This is a genomic window from Martinezella sp. CNPSo 3890 (assembly GCF_057784455.1).
This window is the reverse complement of the sequence record NZ_JBXSOR010000017.1, coordinates 14,241-32,647: the sequence shown is the minus strand read 5'-3', so window position 1 is coordinate 32,647 and position 18,407 is coordinate 14,241. Positions and strand designations below refer to the sequence as shown.

General features: G+C 60.3%; 17 protein-coding genes. 4 read left to right on the top strand and 13 right to left on the bottom strand.

All coding sequences use genetic code 11. The features are described from left to right. Nucleotides 1-182 precede the first annotated feature (182 nt). The 7 genes from AC13RC_RS27695 to AC13RC_RS27665 form a co-directional block, all read right to left on the bottom strand. Nucleotides 183-1,610, bottom strand: coding sequence for a gamma-aminobutyraldehyde dehydrogenase (locus tag AC13RC_RS27695; RefSeq protein ID WP_488559158.1), 1,428 nt, complete (start codon nucleotides 1,608-1,610; stop codon nucleotides 183-185). A 13-nt stretch (nucleotides 1,611-1,623) separates the two neighbouring features. After that, nucleotides 1,624-2,439: an ABC transporter permease gene (locus AC13RC_RS27690; RefSeq protein ID WP_113230843.1), complete on the bottom strand. Its 816-nt coding sequence runs from the start codon at nucleotides 2,437-2,439 to the stop codon at nucleotides 1,624-1,626. Continuing rightward, nucleotides 2,429-3,403 carry an ABC transporter permease gene (locus AC13RC_RS27685; RefSeq protein ID WP_488559157.1) on the bottom strand — a complete coding sequence of 325 codons (975 nt, stop codon included), beginning with the start codon at nucleotides 3,401-3,403 and terminating at the stop codon, nucleotides 2,429-2,431. The genes AC13RC_RS27690 and AC13RC_RS27685 overlap by 11 nt, the downstream gene beginning before the upstream one ends. Beyond that, nucleotides 3,400-4,386, bottom strand: a complete 987-nt coding sequence (locus tag AC13RC_RS27680; RefSeq protein WP_112722590.1) for an ABC transporter ATP-binding protein — start codon at nucleotides 4,384-4,386, stop codon at nucleotides 3,400-3,402. Before AC13RC_RS27680 ends, AC13RC_RS27685 begins: the two co-directional genes overlap by 4 nt. A 203-nt stretch (nucleotides 4,387-4,589) precedes the next feature. Beyond that, nucleotides 4,590-5,750 carry an ABC transporter substrate-binding protein gene (locus AC13RC_RS27675; protein ID WP_113395324.1) on the bottom strand — a complete coding sequence of 387 codons (1,161 nt, stop codon included), beginning with the start codon at nucleotides 5,748-5,750 and terminating at the stop codon, nucleotides 4,590-4,592. A gap of 135 nt (nucleotides 5,751-5,885) precedes the next feature. Next, a complete protein-coding gene (locus tag AC13RC_RS27670) occupies nucleotides 5,886-6,512 on the bottom strand; it encodes a 3'-5' exonuclease family protein (protein ID WP_488559156.1) in 627 nt (208 codons plus the stop codon). A gap of 68 nt (nucleotides 6,513-6,580) precedes the next feature. Further along, nucleotides 6,581-7,489: a LysR family transcriptional regulator gene (locus tag AC13RC_RS27665; RefSeq protein WP_113230838.1), complete on the bottom strand. Its 909-nt coding sequence runs from the start codon at nucleotides 7,487-7,489 to the stop codon at nucleotides 6,581-6,583. 195 nt (nucleotides 7,490-7,684) lie between these two features. Between AC13RC_RS27665 and AC13RC_RS27660 the strand changes: the two genes are divergently transcribed. Then, entirely contained in the window at nucleotides 7,685-8,521 is an 837-nt protein-coding gene (locus AC13RC_RS27660) for a hypothetical protein (protein WP_113354864.1), read from the top strand. 41 nt (nucleotides 8,522-8,562) lie between these two features. On the opposite strand, the gene AC13RC_RS27655 is transcribed toward AC13RC_RS27660, so the two are convergent. The 3 genes from AC13RC_RS27655 to gltX are packed head-to-tail and all read right to left on the bottom strand — an operon-like array spanning nucleotide 8,563 to nucleotide 11,855. Continuing rightward, entirely contained in the window at nucleotides 8,563-8,847 is a 285-nt protein-coding gene (locus AC13RC_RS27655; protein ID WP_113354866.1) for a hypothetical protein, read from the bottom strand. Nucleotides 8,848-8,884: 37 nt separating this feature from the next. Further along, nucleotides 8,885-10,381: a lysine--tRNA ligase gene (gene lysS / locus AC13RC_RS27650; protein ID WP_488559155.1), complete on the bottom strand. Its 1,497-nt coding sequence runs from the start codon at nucleotides 10,379-10,381 to the stop codon at nucleotides 8,885-8,887. 16 nt (nucleotides 10,382-10,397) lie between these two features. Continuing rightward, nucleotides 10,398-11,855, bottom strand: a complete 1,458-nt coding sequence (gltX, locus tag AC13RC_RS27645) for a glutamate--tRNA ligase (protein WP_488559154.1) — start codon at nucleotides 11,853-11,855, stop codon at nucleotides 10,398-10,400. Nucleotides 11,856-12,215: 360 nt separating this feature from the next. On the opposite strand from gltX, the gene AC13RC_RS27640 reads away from it, so the two are divergent. Further along, nucleotides 12,216-12,626, top strand: a complete 411-nt coding sequence (locus AC13RC_RS27640; protein WP_113395321.1) for a hypothetical protein — start codon at nucleotides 12,216-12,218, stop codon at nucleotides 12,624-12,626. Between the two features lie 45 nt (nucleotides 12,627-12,671). Here AC13RC_RS27640 and AC13RC_RS27635 read toward each other — a convergent pair whose 3' ends face one another. The 3 genes from AC13RC_RS27635 to AC13RC_RS27625 form a co-directional block, all read right to left on the bottom strand. Then, on the bottom strand, nucleotides 12,672-13,415 hold the full coding sequence (locus AC13RC_RS27635) for a TerC family protein (RefSeq protein ID WP_269244989.1): 744 nt from the start codon (nucleotides 13,413-13,415) through the stop codon (nucleotides 12,672-12,674). 153 nt (nucleotides 13,416-13,568) lie between these two features. Beyond that, nucleotides 13,569-14,408: a GyrI-like domain-containing protein gene (locus AC13RC_RS27630; RefSeq protein ID WP_145631842.1), complete on the bottom strand. Its 840-nt coding sequence runs from the start codon at nucleotides 14,406-14,408 to the stop codon at nucleotides 13,569-13,571. Between the two features lie 208 nt (nucleotides 14,409-14,616). Next, nucleotides 14,617-15,297 (bottom strand): TetR/AcrR family transcriptional regulator, encoded by a 681-nt coding sequence (locus tag AC13RC_RS27625; protein WP_069616002.1) that lies wholly within the window; start codon nucleotides 15,295-15,297, stop codon nucleotides 14,617-14,619. 181 nt (nucleotides 15,298-15,478) lie between these two features. On the opposite strand from AC13RC_RS27625, the gene AC13RC_RS27620 reads away from it, so the two are divergent. Next, nucleotides 15,479-16,699, top strand: coding sequence for an HlyD family secretion protein (locus tag AC13RC_RS27620; protein WP_113330562.1), 1,221 nt, complete (start codon nucleotides 15,479-15,481; stop codon nucleotides 16,697-16,699). 26 nt (nucleotides 16,700-16,725) lie between these two features. Then, on the top strand, nucleotides 16,726-18,333 hold the full coding sequence (locus tag AC13RC_RS27615; protein WP_113395318.1) for a DHA2 family efflux MFS transporter permease subunit: 1,608 nt from the start codon (nucleotides 16,726-16,728) through the stop codon (nucleotides 18,331-18,333). The last annotated feature ends 74 nt before the right edge of the window (nucleotides 18,334-18,407 follow it).

Genomic DNA, 18,407 nt, shown 5'->3' with positions numbered 1-18,407 from the left:
CCTACGGCACCGTCACCGTAAAATAATAGACCTCGTATCCGCTGAACGATGGTGCCTCATTTTGAGGAGCTGGCGATGTGCCCCAACAATCTCCCCCATGTGGAGGAGATGTCACGAAGTGACAGAGGGGGGTACAGCCATGCGGCAAAATGGAGAATGCCGTTCACGTCGCGAACCCCTTCTCACCCATGATTGATCATCACATGCCGCACGGCCGTGTAGTCTTCGATAGCGTAGACTGACATATCCTTGCCGTAGCCGGATTGCTTCAGGCCGCCATGCGGCATTTCGTTGACCAGCATGAAGTGGGTGTTGATCCAGGTGCAGCCATATTGCAGGCGGGCAGCGGTCTGCATGCCGCGGCTAATGTCCTTCGTCCAGACCGAGGAAGCCAGGCCGTAGTCGCTGTCGTTGGCCCAGGTGACGGCGTCGTCGGCATTGGTAAAGCGGGTTACGGAGACCACAGGGCCGAAGACTTCGCGGCGGACGATCTCGTCATCCTGCGTGGCGCCGGCAACGACGGTCGGGGCGTAGAAGAAGCCGTGCTCGCCGGAAATCTTGCCGCCTGTGGTGATTTCCATGTGCTTGTGTTCGGCGGCGCGGGTGACGAAGCTTTCGACGCGGTCGCGCTGGCGCTTGGAGATCAGCGGGCCGATTTCGTTCTCCGTGTCGTCAGCGAGGTTGAACTTGATGCTTGACACGGCCGAGGTGAGGTCGGCGACGAAATTGTCGTAGACCTTGGCGTCGGCATAGATGCGGCAGGCGGCCGTGCAATCCTGGCCGGCATTGTAATAGCCGAAGGTGCGGATGCCGGCGACCACGGCGTCGATATCGGCATCGTCGAAGACGATAACGGGGGCCTTGCCGCCAAGTTCGAGATGGGTGCGCTTGACCGTCTTGGCCGCGGCCTGCAAGACCTTCTTGCCGGTGGCAACATCGCCAGTGATGGAGACCATGCTGATCTTCGGATGGTTGATCAGCGCATTGCCGACGCTCTCGCCGCGGCCGAGGATCACGTTGACGACTCCTTCCGGCAGCACATCCGCCAGCAGCTTCGCCATCCTTAGCGCCGTCAGCGGCGTCTGTTCGGAGGGTTTGAAGACGACGGTGTTGCCGCCGGCAATGGCGGGAGCCAGCTTCCATGCCATCATCATCAGCGGATAGTTCCAGGGCGCGATGGAGCCAACGATGCCGATCGGATCGCGGCGGATCATCGAGGTGTGGCCGGGCAGGTATTCGCCGGCGACCGGGCCGTGCAGGTTACGCACCGCGCCGGCAAAGAAGCGATAGCAGTCGACGATCGCCGGGATTTCGTCATTGAGCACCGCATTGATCGGCTTGCCGCAGTTCAACGCTTCCAGCGCAGCAAAGCCTTCGGCATCGCGCTCGATGGCGTCGGCGATCTTGAGGAGATAGGCCGAACGCTGGCTTGGGGTCGTCTGCGACCAACTCGTGAAGGCCTTTTCGGCTGCGTCGACGGCGGCATCGATTTGGCCGAGTGAGGCTTCCGGGAGATTTAGCACGGTCTCGCCTGTCTTCGGGTTGAGGACGCGTTCTTCCGTCTCCGTGCCGGTTTCGAAGCGGGAGCCGATCAGCATTTGGGTATCCATTATTCTCTCCCTTTCATTTGCCGCCGCCGGCGATCTGGTCGCCGTCGCGGGTAAGATAGTAGGCTGCCAGGATCGGCAGGAAGGTGACAAGCACGACGACCATGGCGACGACGTTGGTCACCGGTCGCTGGCGCGGGCGGATGAGTTCCTCCAGCATCCAGATCGGCAGGGTCATCTGCTGGCCGCCGGTGAAGGTGGTGACAATGACTTCATCGAAGGACAGCGCGAAGGCGAGCATGCCGCCGGCCAGCAGCGCCGTGCCAATATTCGGCAGGACGACATGGCGGAAGGTCTGGAAGCCATCGGCGCCAAGATCCATTGAGGCCTCGATCAGCGAGCCGGAGGTGCGGCGGAAGCGAGCGACGGCGTTGTTATAAACAACGACAACGCAGAAGGTGGCATGGCCGAGAACGATCGTCCAGACCGAGAAGGGGATATCGAACAGGCTGAAGGCGGAGCGCAGCGCAATGCCGGTGATGATGCCGGGCAGCGCGATCGGCAGGATGACCAAGAGCGAGATCGCCTCGCGGCCGAAGAACTTCGTCTGGCTGACGGCTGCGGCACAGAGCGTGCCGAGGATCAATGCGATCGCGGTTGCGATGGTCGCGACTTGCACCGAGAGTGCCAGCGCCGACCAGACATCCGGCCTGTTCCAGGCGATACCGAACCATTGCAGGGTCAGTCCCGGCGGCGGCCACTGATAGCTCTTTTCCTCCGTCGTGAAGGCATAGACGAAAATCAGCAGGATCGGCAGATGCAGGAAGAGCAGGCCGCCTGCTGCTGCGATCTTCAGGGGGAAGGAGGCGCGTTGGCCACGATCAGAGCGCATCGAAAGCTCCCTGTTTCTTGGCGATCCAGAGATAGATGGCCATGATGACGATCGGCACCACCGAGAAGGCGGCGGCCAGCGGCACGTTGCCGGCGGTTCCCTGCTGCGTATAGACGGCCTGACCGATGAAGAGGCGAGAGGAGCCGATGATCTGCGGAATGATGTAATCGCCCAGAGTCAGCGAGAAGGTGAAGATGGAGCCGGCGACGACCCCTGGCAGGGCGAGCGGCAACAGTACTGTACGGAAGGTCTGGTTCGGCGTCGCGCCCAGATCGGATGAGGCTTCCAGCAGGTTTGCCGGCACGCGCTCAAGTGCTGCCTGCGTCGGCAGGATCATGTAGGGCAGCCAGATATAGACGAAGACGAGGAAGGTGCCGATATAGCTGACCGAGAGCGAGTTGCCGCCGATGACGGGCAAGGCAAGCACGCCGTCGAGCAGCCAGCCGAGATGCAGCCTATCGAAGATCCAGGTGAGAATGCCTTCCTTGGCAAGGATCAGCTTCCAGGCATAGACTTTCACCAGATAGCTCGACCAGAGCGGCAGCATGACGCCGAGATAGAACAGCGCCTTCCATTTTCCCTGCGCATAGCGCGCCGCATAATAGGCGATGGGGAAGGCGACGAAGGCCGAGGCGACGGTGACGAGGGCGGCCATGACGACCGTGCGGACGATAATGTCGAAGTTGGCTGTATTCAGCAGCTGCGCATAGGTCGAGAGGGTAAATTCGTAATTCACCATTCCCGAGAAGTCGTCGATCGAGAAGAAGCTCTGCAGCAGCAGCGCGATCAGCGAGCCGATATAGATGATGCCAAGCCAGAGCAGCGGCGGCGTCAGCATCAGGAAAAGCAGCAGCTTCGGCCGTCGCCAGAAGATATCCGATAGACGGCCAAAGACGCCGCCGCGGCGCGGCAGGATCGAGGCCGGTGCCTGGCTCGACGAGGCGGGGAAGGCTGCGGCGTTCATGCGGCGTCGTCCATATAATGCACATCCGCCGGCAGCCAGGCGAGGCGGACGGAGGCCCCTGTATCCGGAGCCGGCTGGCCGGCGGGTACGGTCACATGCAGGCGGGCGCCATTCGTCTCGACCGAGAGGCGGGTAGCGGCACCGAGAAAGCTCGTCGCCTTCACGGTCGCCGCCACGCCGCTCTCCTCAGTCAACCGGATGGCCTCGGGGCGCAGGCTCGCCCAGCGCCGTTCGCCGCCGAGCGACGACATGGTTTCGGGAGCGATGACGTTGGAGGAGCCGACGAAATCGGCAACGAAACGGGTCTTCGGCCGTTGGTAGATATCGTGTGGCGTGCCTTGCTGGACGATGCGGCCGTCGTTGAAGACGGCGACGCGATCGGCCATGGACAGGGCCTCGCCCTGATCGTGGGTGACGAAGACGAAGGTGATGCCGAGCGCCCGTTGCAGGCTCTTCAACTCCTCCTGCATCTGCTCGCGCAGCTTCAGATCGAGCGCGCCAAGCGGTTCGTCGAGCAGCAGTACCTTCGGTTTGTTGACGAGAGCGCGGGCGAGCGCCACACGCTGCCGCTGGCCGCCGGAGAGTTGGCCCGGACGGCGGGCGCCATAGCCCGGCAACTTTACCAGTTCCAGCGCCTGTTCGGCAGCCCGCAGCCGCTCGGCTTTGCCGACACCCTTGACCATCAGCCCATAGGCGACATTGTCGAGGATGTTGAGATGCGGAAAGAGGGCATAGTCCTGGAAGACCGTATTGACGTTGCGCCTATAGGGTGGAACGCCTTCAGCAGTTTCGCCGAAGATTTCGATATGGCCGCCCGTCGGCTGTTCGAAGCCGGCAATCAATCTGAGGCAGGTGGTCTTGCCGGAGCCGGAAGGGCCGAGCATGGCGAAGAATTCGCCGGGCGCAATCTCCAGATCGACGCGGTCCACAGCGCGGACCTGGCCGAAATGGCGCGACACCTGCTGGAAACGAACGGCGTTCATTGGCTTCTCCAGGGAAGGGTTGTTTTTTCCTTCTCCCCAACGGGGAGAAGGTGCCCGTCAGGGCGGATGAGGGGGCGAGGAGCGCAGCGACGAGGGCATTGAGCGGCAAGCGAAAGGCAATCCTTCGTATGCCGGGCCACCCCCTCACCCGACCCTTCGGGCCACCTTCTCCCCGAGAGGAGAAGGTATGTTTCGCGTGAAGATCACCGCCCGCCGATCACGCCGATATAGTCGGAGACCCAGCGGTGATAGGGCACGCATTCGCCCTGCGTGCTGCATTTCGCGACAGGTGTCTTCCAGAACTTGATCTTGTCGAAGTGATCATAGCCGTTGGTGGCGCAGCCGCTGTCGGTCAGGAGTTCGTTGCCCTTGCAAGCTGCCGGAACTGAGGGCACGGCGCCGAACCATGCGGCGGCATCGCCCTGAACCTTGGCCTGCAGCGAATGTTCCATCCACATATAGGCGCAGTTCGGATGCTCGCTGTCGGCATGCAGCATAGTGGTATCGGCCCAGCCCGTCGTTCCCTCATCCGGGAATGTGGAGGCGATCTTCTGCTTGTCGGCCTGCAGCAGGTTCACCTGGAACGGCCAGGAGCCGGAGGCGACGACACCTTCGTTCTTGAAGTCATCGGTCTGGATCATAGCGTCATGCCAGTAACGGCTGACGAGCTTGCGCTGGCCGCGCAGTAGCTCGAGGGCGGCCTTGTACTGATCTTCGTTGAGCTCGTAGGGGTCCTTGATGCCGAGTTCAGGCTTGTGGGCCATGAGATAAAGGGCGGCATCGGCAATATAGATCGGCCCGTCATAGGCCTGCACGCGACCCTTATTCGACTTACCATCAGGCAGCGTCGTTTCTTCGAAGACGACGTTCCAGCTCTTCGGCGCCTGGCCCTTGAAGGCGTCGGTATTGTACATCAGCACATTCGGGCCCCAGAGATAGGGCACGCCGTAGTGGACGCCGTTGACCGTGTGCCAAGGGGCATTCTTCAGGCGGTCGTCGAGGTTCTTCCAGCTCGGGATCAGATCGGTGTTGATCGGCTGGACGCGCTTGCCGGCAACGAGGCGCAGCGACGCGTCGCCGGATGCGGTCACGAGATCGAAGCCGCCTTCGTTCATCAGCGCCACCATTTCGTCCGATGTCGCCGCGGTCTTGACGCTGACCTTGCAGCCGGTTTCCTTTTCGAAGCCGGTGACCCAATCGTAATTCTTGTCGCTTTCACCGCGCTCGATATAGCCAGCCCAGGCGACGATGCTGACCGCACCTTCACCCTTACCGAGCGTCTTCAACGGCTCGGCGGCAATGACCTGTGTGGCGAAACTTAAGGATGCGAGTGCGGCCGTGCATGATTTCAGCAGATGCTTCATCGGACTCTCCCGGTTTTTGAGCCTTGATGGCGTGGAGCCAGTGGCTGGCTTCCTGTTCCCGGAAGAAAAGGTGACGCGATTTCGCCGCATTCGCAAATTCATTTATCAGAAAGGTGATATCGGAATTTCCGATTCCTAACTGTGCGTGGCTGAGAGATCGAAAACCTCCGGCCGCAGCTTTTCGGCCCGCATGAGGTGCTGCAGCGTGTAGGAAATGGAAAGGGCATCATCGAGCGCGTCATGGCCCTTAAGCGGCGGATGCTGCACGCCATAGTAGTGGGAAAGCTCGTTGCTTGGCGTCTTCGCCAGATCTTCGACCGGCATTCCCGCCGCAAGCAGCAGCTTGACGGCATTGTCGAAACGATGCGCGGGGATCAGGGGCTGGATACCGGCGACATAGCAGCTGATAGCCATCATGTTCAGCTCGTCCTTGCCCCAGGACCAGAGACGGGCACCATCCGAGAAACGATCCAGGCCGGCAATGGCGTCCTGCAGGGCCATTCCTTCCGTCTCGATGTTCTCTTCGGTCACACCCGTCAGTGCGGTGAAGAACGGATCAAGCGCATATTGTCTGCCAAACCGATCGACCGGGCGAACATAGGCCTTGTAGCTGTCCAGGATCGCGAAATCGTCTTCGAGGCTGAGCTTGACGGCTCCGACTTGCGCGACGACCGGATCGGGATCATGCGCCGCACACCAGGACCGGCGTTGTGACCCTTCGAGGCAAAGAAACTCACAGTCGAATATGATTGCGGTCTTCATACCTGACCCTCCATTTGCGGCAATCTTCGATTGTATTCCCCTCAGTCGGGTTGGAAGAATACTGCGTGCTACCGCTGCCGGCCCGAGCGCATGCTTTCTGCGACACCGACGAAATCGCGGGCCGCTTGCGGCAGGCTGGAGCCCTTGCGCCAGACCATGCCGACCTGCACTACAGGCAGCGAACCGGAGACGTCGCGGCTTTCGATGCGATCGCCTTCCAGCGACCATGGACGATAGACGAGATCCGGCAGCAGTGCGACACCGGCGCCGGTGGCAACCAGGCTGCGTACGGCCTCGACAGAGCGGGTGCGGAACGCGACATGCGGGCGGGCGCCGAGCGCGGTCAAAAGCTTGCCGGTGTTTTCTTCGATTTCGTCGATGGTCAGCATGATCAGTGGCTCGCGGGTGATGTCCGCAACACTGATGATATCGGCCGAGACGAGAGGGTGGCCCATCGGCAGCCAGAGGCGGTAGGGCGAGGTTTCCAGAATCTCGGCCTGCAGGGCCATGCGGTCGCGAAGATTGGAGATCACCATGACGGCGACATCGAGTTCACCGCCAACCAGAAGATGTTCCAAATAGCCGCCATTGTCCTCGATGGCACTGACTTCGACCCCGGGGCAGGCGCGGCGATAGCGCGCCAGAAGATCTGACAGAACATAGCCGGCGACAAGCGATGTCACGCCGATATTCAGCGTGCCTCCGGCCTCGTTCTGCTTGCCGGAAAAGCTGGTACGCGCGTCGGAGACCGTCGCCAGGATCTTCGTTGCGTGGCGCAGGAACTGGTGGCCGTTGTGGGTGATCGACAGGCCACGCGGATGGCGCTCGAACAGCTCCACGCCGAGATCGCTTTCCAGTTCCTTGAGAGCTTCGGTGACTGAGGATTGCGAGATGGACAGGTTCTGCGCGGCACGCGTCACGGAGCCCTGTTCCGCAACGGCGACGAAGTATTGCAGCTGTCTCAAGGTGAAGGCCATGCCAAGGTTAGAGCATGTTCGCGGCACGGAAGGCAAGCGCCCGTCATAGGTGTGAAAGTTTGGACCTTTTTTGGTAACGATGTCGAGGACAGCACAAGTTTCACCTCAGTTTTAAGTATTCCGAAACGCCAATTCCCTAACGTGAGGGTTGATCATTTTTGTCGGCTTGGAGTGGTCTATGCTGGAGCAGTTGGCGTGAGCGCCTTACTGCACATTTTCCGGATACCCCGGAAGTTTGTCGTCATGATCGGCGGAGTGGCCTTTCTCATAGGCTGCTCCGGCGTATTGGCGCTTTATGTCGGCAAGGACAGGCTGCTCGGCCTTGCCTCCGCATCTCCTAACGGGCTTCAGTGCACTGACGTCAATCTCGTCACGATCCGCAAGGATAACCGTTTCTGGGTTCGCAAATATATCCGCACGGAGCCGACCGATGGGCTGACGCGTGTCAGGACTGCGCTCCGGGTTGCCAAGGCTGTCTATCAGGAACAGAAACCGGATCTCGTTCAGGTTGTGGTTCTCGACAGAAATGGGCCGACATTGCGGTCTGACTTGCGTGGCCGGGCGCTGGGGGCCGATGTCGTTTACGTGCCGCATCCAGACAAGCTTGTCGATGGCAGCTCCGAGGCACCGCTGACGGCACGCTATTATGATGGCGGTGCGAGCAATGCCGGCCTGTTTTATGGTGAGCAGATTACTATGCTGCCGCAGGATATCGATGCGGCGATCGCCGGGTTGAAGAATCTGACCGACTGCGACAATGCGCTGGCGGCAGACAATGGCGGCGACGCCAAGAAGGACAAGATGAAGGCGGCGATCGCCGCGGAGGAGAAAGCGGCCGCAAATCAAGCGGAGGGCCACGATGCCAAACCGCAGCTGCCGGAACCGAAATCGACCGGCAATGTGCAGCCGGGCTATGATGCGAATGGTGATTTCATCGGCGCCGATGCCGGAGCCAAGGAAAAAAGCCCGTCACCTGGATTGGACCCGACCATGACGGGCGCCGCCGACCGCCGCTCGCCCGTCACCAACTGATCAAAAGCGGATTTGCGCTATCTGGCGGAAAGGCTGATGCCTCATTCCGCCAGATGTTTCTCGCCGATAGCCTGGTAGAGCGCGAAGAGCGCCTCGTGGACTTCGCCGGCAAGACGGTAGAAGTCCGGATTCGCCAGAATGGCGGGGTGCTGCAGCAGCTGGTCGTCGGTCATGTCGAGCATGATCGACGCCGTGTGCATCGCTTCGTGGCAACCGAACGTTCCCGGTGCGTATTGTGAGAGATCGATGTCGCCGATCTCGGCAATATCGGCCAGCCGCTGATGCTCGCTGTCGGCATCTGCCGCCGATATCTCTTTACCCGTCATGATACGCACCTTTGATGTTCGAGGGACGGAACCGGCCTCAATCGGCCTTGTTGCGGCGGGCCGGGAAAAGGATGATGTCGCGGATCGACGGCGAGTTGGTCAAAAGCATGATGAGGCGGTCCACACCGATGCCGAGACCGCCTGCGGGCGGCATGCCCTGATCGATCGCGTCGAGGAATTCTTCGTCGAGTTCCTTCTGCTTTTCGCCGCGCGCATGCGCCTGCTCGAGCTGCTCGACCATGCGGGCGCGCTGTTCTTCCGGATCGTTGAGCTCCGAGAAAGCGTTGCCAAGTTCCCAGGCGTTGCAATAGGTCTCGAAACGTTCGACAAGGCGCGGTTCGCCCGGCACTTCCTTGGCGAAGGGCGAGATGTCCTTCGGGAAATGCGTGACGTGCGCCGGCTGGATCAGCGTACCCTCGACCTTCTCTTCGAAGATGAAGGCAAGGCATTCGCCCCAGGTCGCGTCTTTCTCGACGGCAAAGCCGGCGGCTTTGGAAGCGGCGCGGGCTTCTTCGTCGGTCTTGATCGCGAGGAAGTCGATGCCGGTCGCTTCCTTGACGGCGTCAGGCATCGGCACGCGGCGGAACGGGCCCTTGAAGGAGATCTGCTTGTCGCCGAAAGCGAATTCGGTGCTGCCGTGGATTGACATGGCGAGCGTCGAGAACAGCCGCTCGACGAGATCCATGATGTCCTCGTAGTCGGCATAGGCCCAATAGCACTCCATCATGGTAAATTCGGGATTGTGCCGGGTTGAGACGCCTTCGTTGCGAAAGTTGCGGTTAATCTCGAAGACCTTGTCGGTGAGGCCTGAAACCAGCGTGCGCTTCAGGAAGAGTTCCGGCGCGATGCGCAGGTACATGTCGAGCTTCAGCGTGTTGTGATGCGTCTTGAACGGCTCGGCGGTGGCGCCGCCATAAACCGAATGCAGCATTGGCGTTTCGACTTCCATGAAGCCGTCATTCTCCATGAAGCGGCGGATGCCGGAAACGATGCGGCTGCGCTGCTGGAAGCGGAGCTTCGATTCCTCGTTGGTCATGATGTCGAGATGGCGCTTGCGGTAGCGCAGCTCGATATCGGACAGGCCGTGCCACTTCTCGGGCATCGGCAGCAGCGTCTTCGTCAGCATGGTGATCTGCTGGGCGTTGATCGTCAGTTCGCCGCGCTTGGTGCGGCGCACGACACCGGTGACGCCGATGATGTCGCCGATATCGATCATCGGCAGCAGCGAGCGTGCCTCTTCCGAAGTCACGTCTTTGTGGCTGAAGATCTGGATCTTGCCGGACGCATCATGGATATCCATGAACATGCCGGAGTTGCGCGAGGAATAGACGCGGCCGGCAACGGTGACGACATCGCCGGTTTCCGTATCCGGCTCCAGGCCTTCGTATTTCGCGGCCAGCTCGGCATTGGTCATCGTGCGGTGGAAATGTGCCGGATAGACGTCGCCGATCTGTTCGCGCAGCAGCTTCAGCTTCTGGCGGCGAACTTCCGTTGCGTCGGAGGAGAGGGCGGATGCTTCGGTCTTGTCGTTCATGGTTTTAAAGTCCGGTTCAATTCTTCGGGCCGACGAGGGTCGCAACGGTCTGCGCGGCAAGTTTCAGCCGCTGGCGCACGACGGAGCGGCCGAGGATCGCCATGCTATCGAAAAGCGGCAGGGAGCGCGAGGAGCCCGATACGGCGACGAAAAGCGGGGCAACGATGACCTTCAGTTTCTTGCCCATGCGGTCGGCAATGGCGCGCAGCTCGGCTTCGATCGTCTCGACATTCCATTCGAGGATCTTTTCAAGGTCCGGCTGCACCGTGTTGAGGATCTCAAGCAGTTCTTCCGGCGTCGACTTGATCTTGGCGAAGGCCGAAGGATCGAGGTTGAGATCGGATTTGAACAGGAAGCCTGTGAGGTCGGGCAGCTCGCCGAGCTTGGTGATGCGCGACTGCGAGAGCTTCAGACCTTCCTTCAGGCGGTCGTTTTCCATTGCCCAGGTCAGGACGCGGTGCTGGAACTCTTCTTCCGAGAGCTTCTCGCGGATCCAGCGGCCGTTCAGCCAATCGAGCTTCTGGATGTCGAAGATCGCACCGGCCTTGGACAGGTTTTCCGGATCGAACTTTGCGGCAAGCTCATCCATGCTCAAGAGTTCTTCACCTTCGGCGATCTGGATGAAGAACAGACCGAGGAAGTTCATCAGCGCCTCGGGGATATAGCCGAGCGCCGTGTAATAGGAGATCGAGGTCGGGTTCTTGCGCTTCGACAGCTTCGACTTGTCGGCATTGCGCATCAGCGACAGGTGCATGAACACCGGTGGCTCCCAGCCGAGATACTGATAGATCAGAATGTGCTTCGGCACCGAGGCGAGCCATTCTTCGCCGCGCGCGACATGGGTGATCTTCATCAGATGGTCGTCGACCACGTTGGCCATGTGATAGGTCGGCATGCCGTCGGCCTTCAAAAGGACCTGCATGTCGACGGCATCCCACGGGATTTCGACATCGCCGTAGACGCCATCATGGAACTTGCAGGAGCCTTCGGTCGGGATCTTCATGCGCACGACATGCGGCTCGCCGGCAGCGACGCGTGAGGTCACTTCTTCGGCCGAAAGGTTCAGACAATGGCCGTCATACTTCGGCGGCAGACTGGCGGCGCGCTGCGCCTCGCGCATCTTTTCCAGGCGCTCCGGCGTGCAGAAGCAGCGAAAGCCATGGCCGTTTGTGACGATCTGCTCGACATAGGGCTTGTAGAGGTCCTTGCGGTCGCTCTGGCGATAGGGGCCGTAGGGGCCGCCGATATCGGGACCTTCCGACCATTTCAGGCCGCACCATTTCAGAGCGTCGAGCACTTTGGTCTCGAATTCCGGGGTGGAGCGGGTCGCGTCGGTATCCTCGATGCGCAGGATGAACTCGCCGCCGTGTTTCTTGGCGAAGAGATAGTTGAACAGCGCGATATAGGCGGTACCGACATGCGGCTCGCCGGTCGGGGAGGGTGCGATGCGGACGCGAACGCCTGAAGTGGTCATTTTGTTTGCCCGTCATAAAAGGCCGGGCCGCGCTTGGGACAAGCGCCGTCCAGCCGAAAATGTCTATCTGGATCAGGAAACCGGCCGGAAAAGGGCGTCTTGCCGCTTCTATCAGCGTTTTCCGTATGGCTGGCCTTAGGCCATATTCAAAGGATGACGTCAAGGGAAACTGCGCCGTAAGAGCAGGCAGAGGCACCGAGGACGCTGTGCTGCATCGAAAAGGGCCGGCCTTCCAATTTCGCCAAGCGTCTTTACTCTTCGTAAGTGTTTCAGAAGAAAAGCCTTACGCTTGCCGAATTTGATTTGCAATTTTCGCGGCAGTGGCAAAATAGGTTTTCAATCGTTCATTCCGGGGATACCATGAAGAAACTGATTTTGTGCTTGCTATTGGCTGTCTCGATGGTCGACGCAGCCGCGGCCCAATCGACCATCACACGGGACAGTTCCGCCCGACTGATCGAGTCCTACCGCGCCTATATCGGCAATGACGATCTTTACAATTCCAAAGGCGAACGCCTGACGCTGCCCTGGCAGATCATCCGCCAGGACCGCGCCAACTATCACGCCTATCGCCGCCGCGACCGTGGCGACCAGGGCGACAGTTTCTTCTCGCAGGCTTCCAATCGTCAGAATCTGGAAGCCATGCTGGCCAATGGCAATATCGCAAACGATGCCGGAAACCTCATCGTGCGCGGCAATGTCTGGATCAAGGTCGATATCTACGGACATGGCGATGTCGGCCAGTGGGTCGACATCCATGTTCAGGATTGACCGATGTGATGAAGCCGCACCTCGTTATTGGCGCGGCTTTCTCGGTCAATGGCCGCCGGATGCCTTCTTGCGGCGGTTGCGCGCCATCATGTTGAGCACTTCGACCAGGGCGGAGAAGGCCATGGCGGCGTAGATGTAGCCCTTGGGAACATGCACGCCCATGCCTTCGGCGATCAGCGTCGTGCCAATCATCAGCAGGAAGGCGAGCGCCAGCATGACGATGCTCGGGTTCTTCTCGATGAAATTGGCGAGCGGATTTGCCGCGACCAGCATGACCGTGACTGCGGCGATAACGGCGACGAACATGATCGGCAGGTGCGGCGTCATGCCGACGGCGGTGATGATGCTGTCGATCGAGAAGACCAGGTCGAGCAGCAGGATCTGGCCGATCGCCGAGGCGAAGGTCGTGGTCGTCGATTTGGCGATGAAATCCTCGCCCTGTTCCTGAGGGTCGACGTTGTGATGGATCTCCTTCGTCGCTTTCCAGACGAGGAAGAGGCCGCCGCCGATGAGGATCATGTCCTTCCAGGAGAAGCCCTGGCCGAAGATTTCGAAGACGGGCTGGGTCAGCTGGACGATCCAGGCGACGGTTCCGAGCAGCGCGAGGCGCATGATAAGGGCGAGGCCGATGCCGATCTTGCGGGCTCTGTCCCGATGCTCCGGCGGCAGCTTGTTGGTGAGGATCGATATGAAGATCAGGTTGTCGATGCCGAGGACCACCTCCATGACGACAAGCGTGACGAGCGCCACCCACGCTCCCGGGTCCTGTATCAGCCCCATGATATCCATTGAATGTCCCCTTTGATCAGCATTCGCCGATGCTGACCCCCAGCACGGCCGCTCCAGAATGGCCGTAATGTAAGGAGCACAACCGTCCGTACAAGCGCCGCCACCAATTTCGTGGCGGCGGCCTTTCAAGGGCTCTGTTCCCAGGCTTGGTTTTCAGGCGTCCAGGGGTATCCAGATTTCCGTCACGCCCATGCCGGTGCGCGGATCGAAGCGGTCGTCATAGCGTTCCATCATGTCGGGCGTGCCGGCATGCTGTTGACCCGATTGCGGCAGCCATTCGCCGAAGATCTGATGCACCGTGGCGGAAATGCCGGAGATATGGCCGCGATGCGTGAAGATCGCATAGCGCTGCTGCGGCAGCTTCACCGTCACGAAGCCTTCTGGCAAGCCGTCGGCGGCGGAAACTTCGGCTGCCGACATATAACGGAAGCTTTCGCTACCTTCTTCCGCCTGGGTGCAGACGCCATAGGCGACATTGCCGATCTGGCCGGGAATATGGCCGAAATGCTCGTTGAATTTCTGCCAGAGCGAGGGGATGGCCTCTGTCGCCTCATAGGCATAGGTTTCCGCAAGACCGGCAAGCAGCATCGCGGGATGGGTCTCGAAGCGCGGTGCATCGAGCTTGGGAAGGCGGGTGTCGTCCATTCTGATCGGCTCCTGTAGAGCGAGGTTGCGAACGTGTCCTTGTTTGCGTAGGCTTTCCGGCGTCATGCCGAATTGCTCGCGGAAGGCACGGGTGAAAGCCTCGTGCGAGCCGTAGCCGGCATCGAGGGCAACCTGGAGAATGGAAGAGGAGCCGTCGATCAGTGCGAGAGCCGCTTCGCTGAGGCGGCGGTTCCGGATATAGCTGCTGATCGAGTGACCGGTCGTCATGCCGAAGACGCGCGAGAGATGAAAGCGCGACAGCCCGGCCGTCTCGGCGATCTCGTCGAGCGAGATGTCGGATTTAAAATGGCTTTCGATAAACCATATCGCTCTGCCGATCGCGCTCATTTTCAACTCCCCTGGTTGCCGGGCCAGTCATAGGCCTGTGGCGGCGGCAATGCTTGATCGCCATTGCGGAGTTGAATGACTACACCGTTGCGGCCGGCGGGAGAGGCCTGTTCATCCCAGAGCAGTTCAGTTTTTCACGGAATCTCCGAACCGCTCTATTCACGCAATTCCGGACGAAAAACCGCTGCGCACTTTCCCTGGAATTGCTCTAATCCTTGCGATCCGGACCGTAGCCTGCCAGGAAGACGCGGACGGCGCCGCGCACGACATAGTCGATCTCTTCCTTCGACGGCGGCTGTTCCATGTCGCCGAAGAGCCGCAGCTTGAAATAGCCGCCGCTGGCCATTTCCAGGAAGTGGCGGGCAGCCATGTCGAAGTCGTCGATCTTGAGATGGCCGGCGGCAACCTGCCGCTCGAGGAAGCCGCGCAGCACCGTGCGCAGATTTTCGGGGCCGGTGAAGAAGCGTTGACAGAGCGAGGGCATGCGTTCGCGCACGCCGATGACCGTGCGCATTGCGCTGATGGTCTTATCCGAGGTGACGTGCGTGACGAAGACGATGCCGAAATCATAAAGCGAGGTCGTGACATCCGCTTCGTCTGAAAGGGCATTGCGGACAAGGTTGACGAAATGGGTGCGCTCGCTCTCCATCATGGCGGCGAACAGATCTTCCTTGTTGGCAAAATAGACGTAGAGAGTGCCCTTGGAAACGCCCGCCTCGCGGGTGACATCGTTCATGCTCGCCGCATCGAAGCCCATTTTCATAAAGACACGCTTGGCGCCTTCGAGAATCTGATGACGCTTGGCAGGGTCCTCGCCGGCTGCCCAGCGTCCTCCGGAGCCCGGCGCAGGCGCGTTCAATACGGCGGCATTTTGGGATTCGTGTTTCATCGGCTCTTTCACTGTCTCCTTTACGCGATACTCGATCACTTTTTCTGAATCTTAAACAGATTCGCGAAATAAATCGAACCGCTCAGTTCGATATCTCTTGATATGGCGTGAGAAAGGCTCTATGTCAATTGAACCGAACCGTTCGGTTCGATTATTTTGCCAGATTTTCGGTGGTAGGGAAATGTCGTCAAGTCATGGAAACAATGTAGCGCGCATCGTGAACGAGCCTGCTGATGCAGAAGTAGAAGCCCGGGAAACCGGTGCGCCTGCCGAGGCTCCAGCGGCCGAAACGCGCAGCAACCCTGCCCCCGCCCAGGCTGCGCCTGCTGCTCCGGCCCCTGCGGCCCCACCGCCATCGGAGAAGAAGCGGCGCAGCCTGGTTTTTCCGATCATCATCGTCGCGGCTCTCGCAGCCGGTGGCTGGTATGGCTATGACTGGTGGACGAACGGCCGCTTCATGGTCTCCACCGATGACGCCTATATCGGCGGCGACATCGCCACGATATCGCCGAAGGTAACGGGCTATGTCGCCAAGGTAAACGTCGTGGCCAACCAGCAGGTCAAGGCCGGCGACGTGCTCGCAACGCTCGACGACGGCGACTACAAGCTTGCGCTCGGCCAGGCTCAGGCCTCGCTCGACACCGAGCAGCTTTCACTCCATACCATCGATGCACAGATCGCTGCCGGCCAGGCAGCCCTTGCCCAGTCGCAGGCGCAGAAGGTTGCCCTGGAAGCCACGGTCCGCGGCGCCCAGATTACCCAGACGCGCGCTGCTGAACTGCAGTCGAAGTCGGTCGGCACCACGGCCGCTTTGGACAGCGCCAATATCGCGCTGGATCAGGCCAAGGCCAATCTGGTCGGCGGCGACGCCGCCATCGCATCCGCACAGGCCAACATCAACCTGCTGCAGGCCCAGCGCCGTCAGGCCGAAAGCACGATCAAGGGTCTCGAAGCCGCCCGTGACAAGGCTGCCCGCGACCTGTCCTTCACCGTGCTGAAGGCGCCTTATGACGGTATCGTCGGCAATCGCTCGGTGCAGGAAGGCGATCTCGTCTCCCCCGGTCAGAAGCTGATGGCGATCGTACCGACCAAGCAGCTCTATATCGATGCGAATTTCAAGGAAACGCAGATCCAGCATCTGGTTCCCGGCTCCAAGGTCAATGTTCACGTCGATGCTTTCAGCGATCATCCGATCGTCGGCACCGTAGAATCGATCTCGCCGGCCTCCGGCTCAGTCTTCTCGCTGCTGCCTCCGGAAAACGCGACAGGTAACTTCACCAAGATCATCCAACGCGTGCCTGTCCGTATCGCATTGCCACAGGACGCGCTCAATACCGGCCGTCTGCGCGCAGGCCTCAGCGTCGTCGTCGACGTCGATACCCGCACGGCGCCGGACAAGTAAACGATCGAGCTCGGGAGAGACGCGCCATGTCGTCCGCCAGCACTACAGCCGGGTCGCCCCCACGCGCGGCCGGCCCCGCCGCGCCTACGGCTGATCATATCGAGCCGAGAAAGCTCATCGCCTTTCTGGCGATGGTGCTCGGCATGTTCATGTCGATCCTCGACATTCAGATCGTCTCCGCCTCGCTCAGCGAAATCCAGGCTGGCCTCAGCGCCGGCTCGGATGAAATCGGCTGGGTGCAGACCGCTTATCTGATCGCCGAAGTCATCATGATCCCGCTGTCGGGAACGCTGGCGCGCATCATTTCGACGCGCTATCTGTTCGCGATCTCGGCCGCCGGCTTCACCATATCGAGCGCGCTTGCCGCGACCGCTACCAACATCGATCAGATGATCATCTACCGCGCCCTGCAGGGCTTCATCGGCGGCGGCATGATCCCCTCGGTCTTTGCGGCAGCCTTCACCATCTTTCCGCCGTCCAAGCGCAACGTCGTCTCGCCGATCATCGGCCTCATCGCGACGCTTGCGCCGACCATCGGCCCGACCGTCGGCGGCTATCTGTCCAATGCCTTCTCTTGGCACTGGCTGTTCCTGGTCAATATTCCTCCCGGCATCATCGTTGCCATCGTCACCTGGAATTTCATCGACTTCGACAAGCCCGAGCTGTCGCTGATGAAGAAGTTCGACTGGTGGGGCCTGATTTCGATGGGTGTTTTCCTCGGCGCGCTGGAATATGTGCTTGAGGAAGGCAATACGAATGATTGGTTCAACGACAATTACATCGTTGCGGGTGCCATCGCGTCCGCTATCGGTGCCGTGATTTTCTTCTATCGCGCCTTCACGGTCGAATTCCCCGTGGTCGATCTCAGAGCCTTCACGAACAAGAACTTCTCCTTCGGGTCGATATTCTCCTTCGTCATGGGCATTGGCCTCTATGGCCTCACCTATATCTATCCGCTCTATCTTGCGCGCATTCGCGGCTACGATTCGCTGCAGATCGGTGAGACGATGTTTGTCTCCGGCCTCACCATGTTCTTCACGGCGCCGCTGGCCGGCTTCCTGTCGAGCAAGGTCGACCTGCGCATCCTGATGATCATCGGCTTCACCAGTTTCTCGGCCGGTACCTACATCATGATGCACCTGACGGTGGACTGGGATTTCTGGGAGTTGCTCATCCCGCAAATTCTGCGTGGTTTCGGTCTGATGCTCTGCATGGTGCCGATCAACAATATCGCGCTCGGAACCATGCCGCCCGCCCGTATGCGCGGTGCATCAGGCCTGTTCAATCTCACGCGTAATCTCGGCGGAGCCGTCGGTCTTGCGATCATCAACACGCTTCTGACGAACCGGCAGGACCAGCATTATTTCAACCTTCGCGACCATGTTCATTGGGGCAGCCATGCCGCCGTTACCCAATTGAACAACATGGCCGCCAGCTTCAATGCAGCGGGCTTGGACGGTGATCAGGCCGCCCTGAAGCAAATGGTCAATATGGCGACGCGGCAGGCGGTCGTGATGTCCTTCGGGGATATTTTCCTGATGCTGACCGTGCTGTTTCTCGCGATGATCCTCGGCGTTCTGATGCTCAGCAAGCCGAATGCGGCGGGCGGCGGCGGTGGTGGCGGAGGCCACTAATCCGGCTCTTGATAATGCTCCCAAGGCATGGCCCCTCCTCGGAGGGGCCTTTTTCTTTTGGGGGTCGTTTGGAA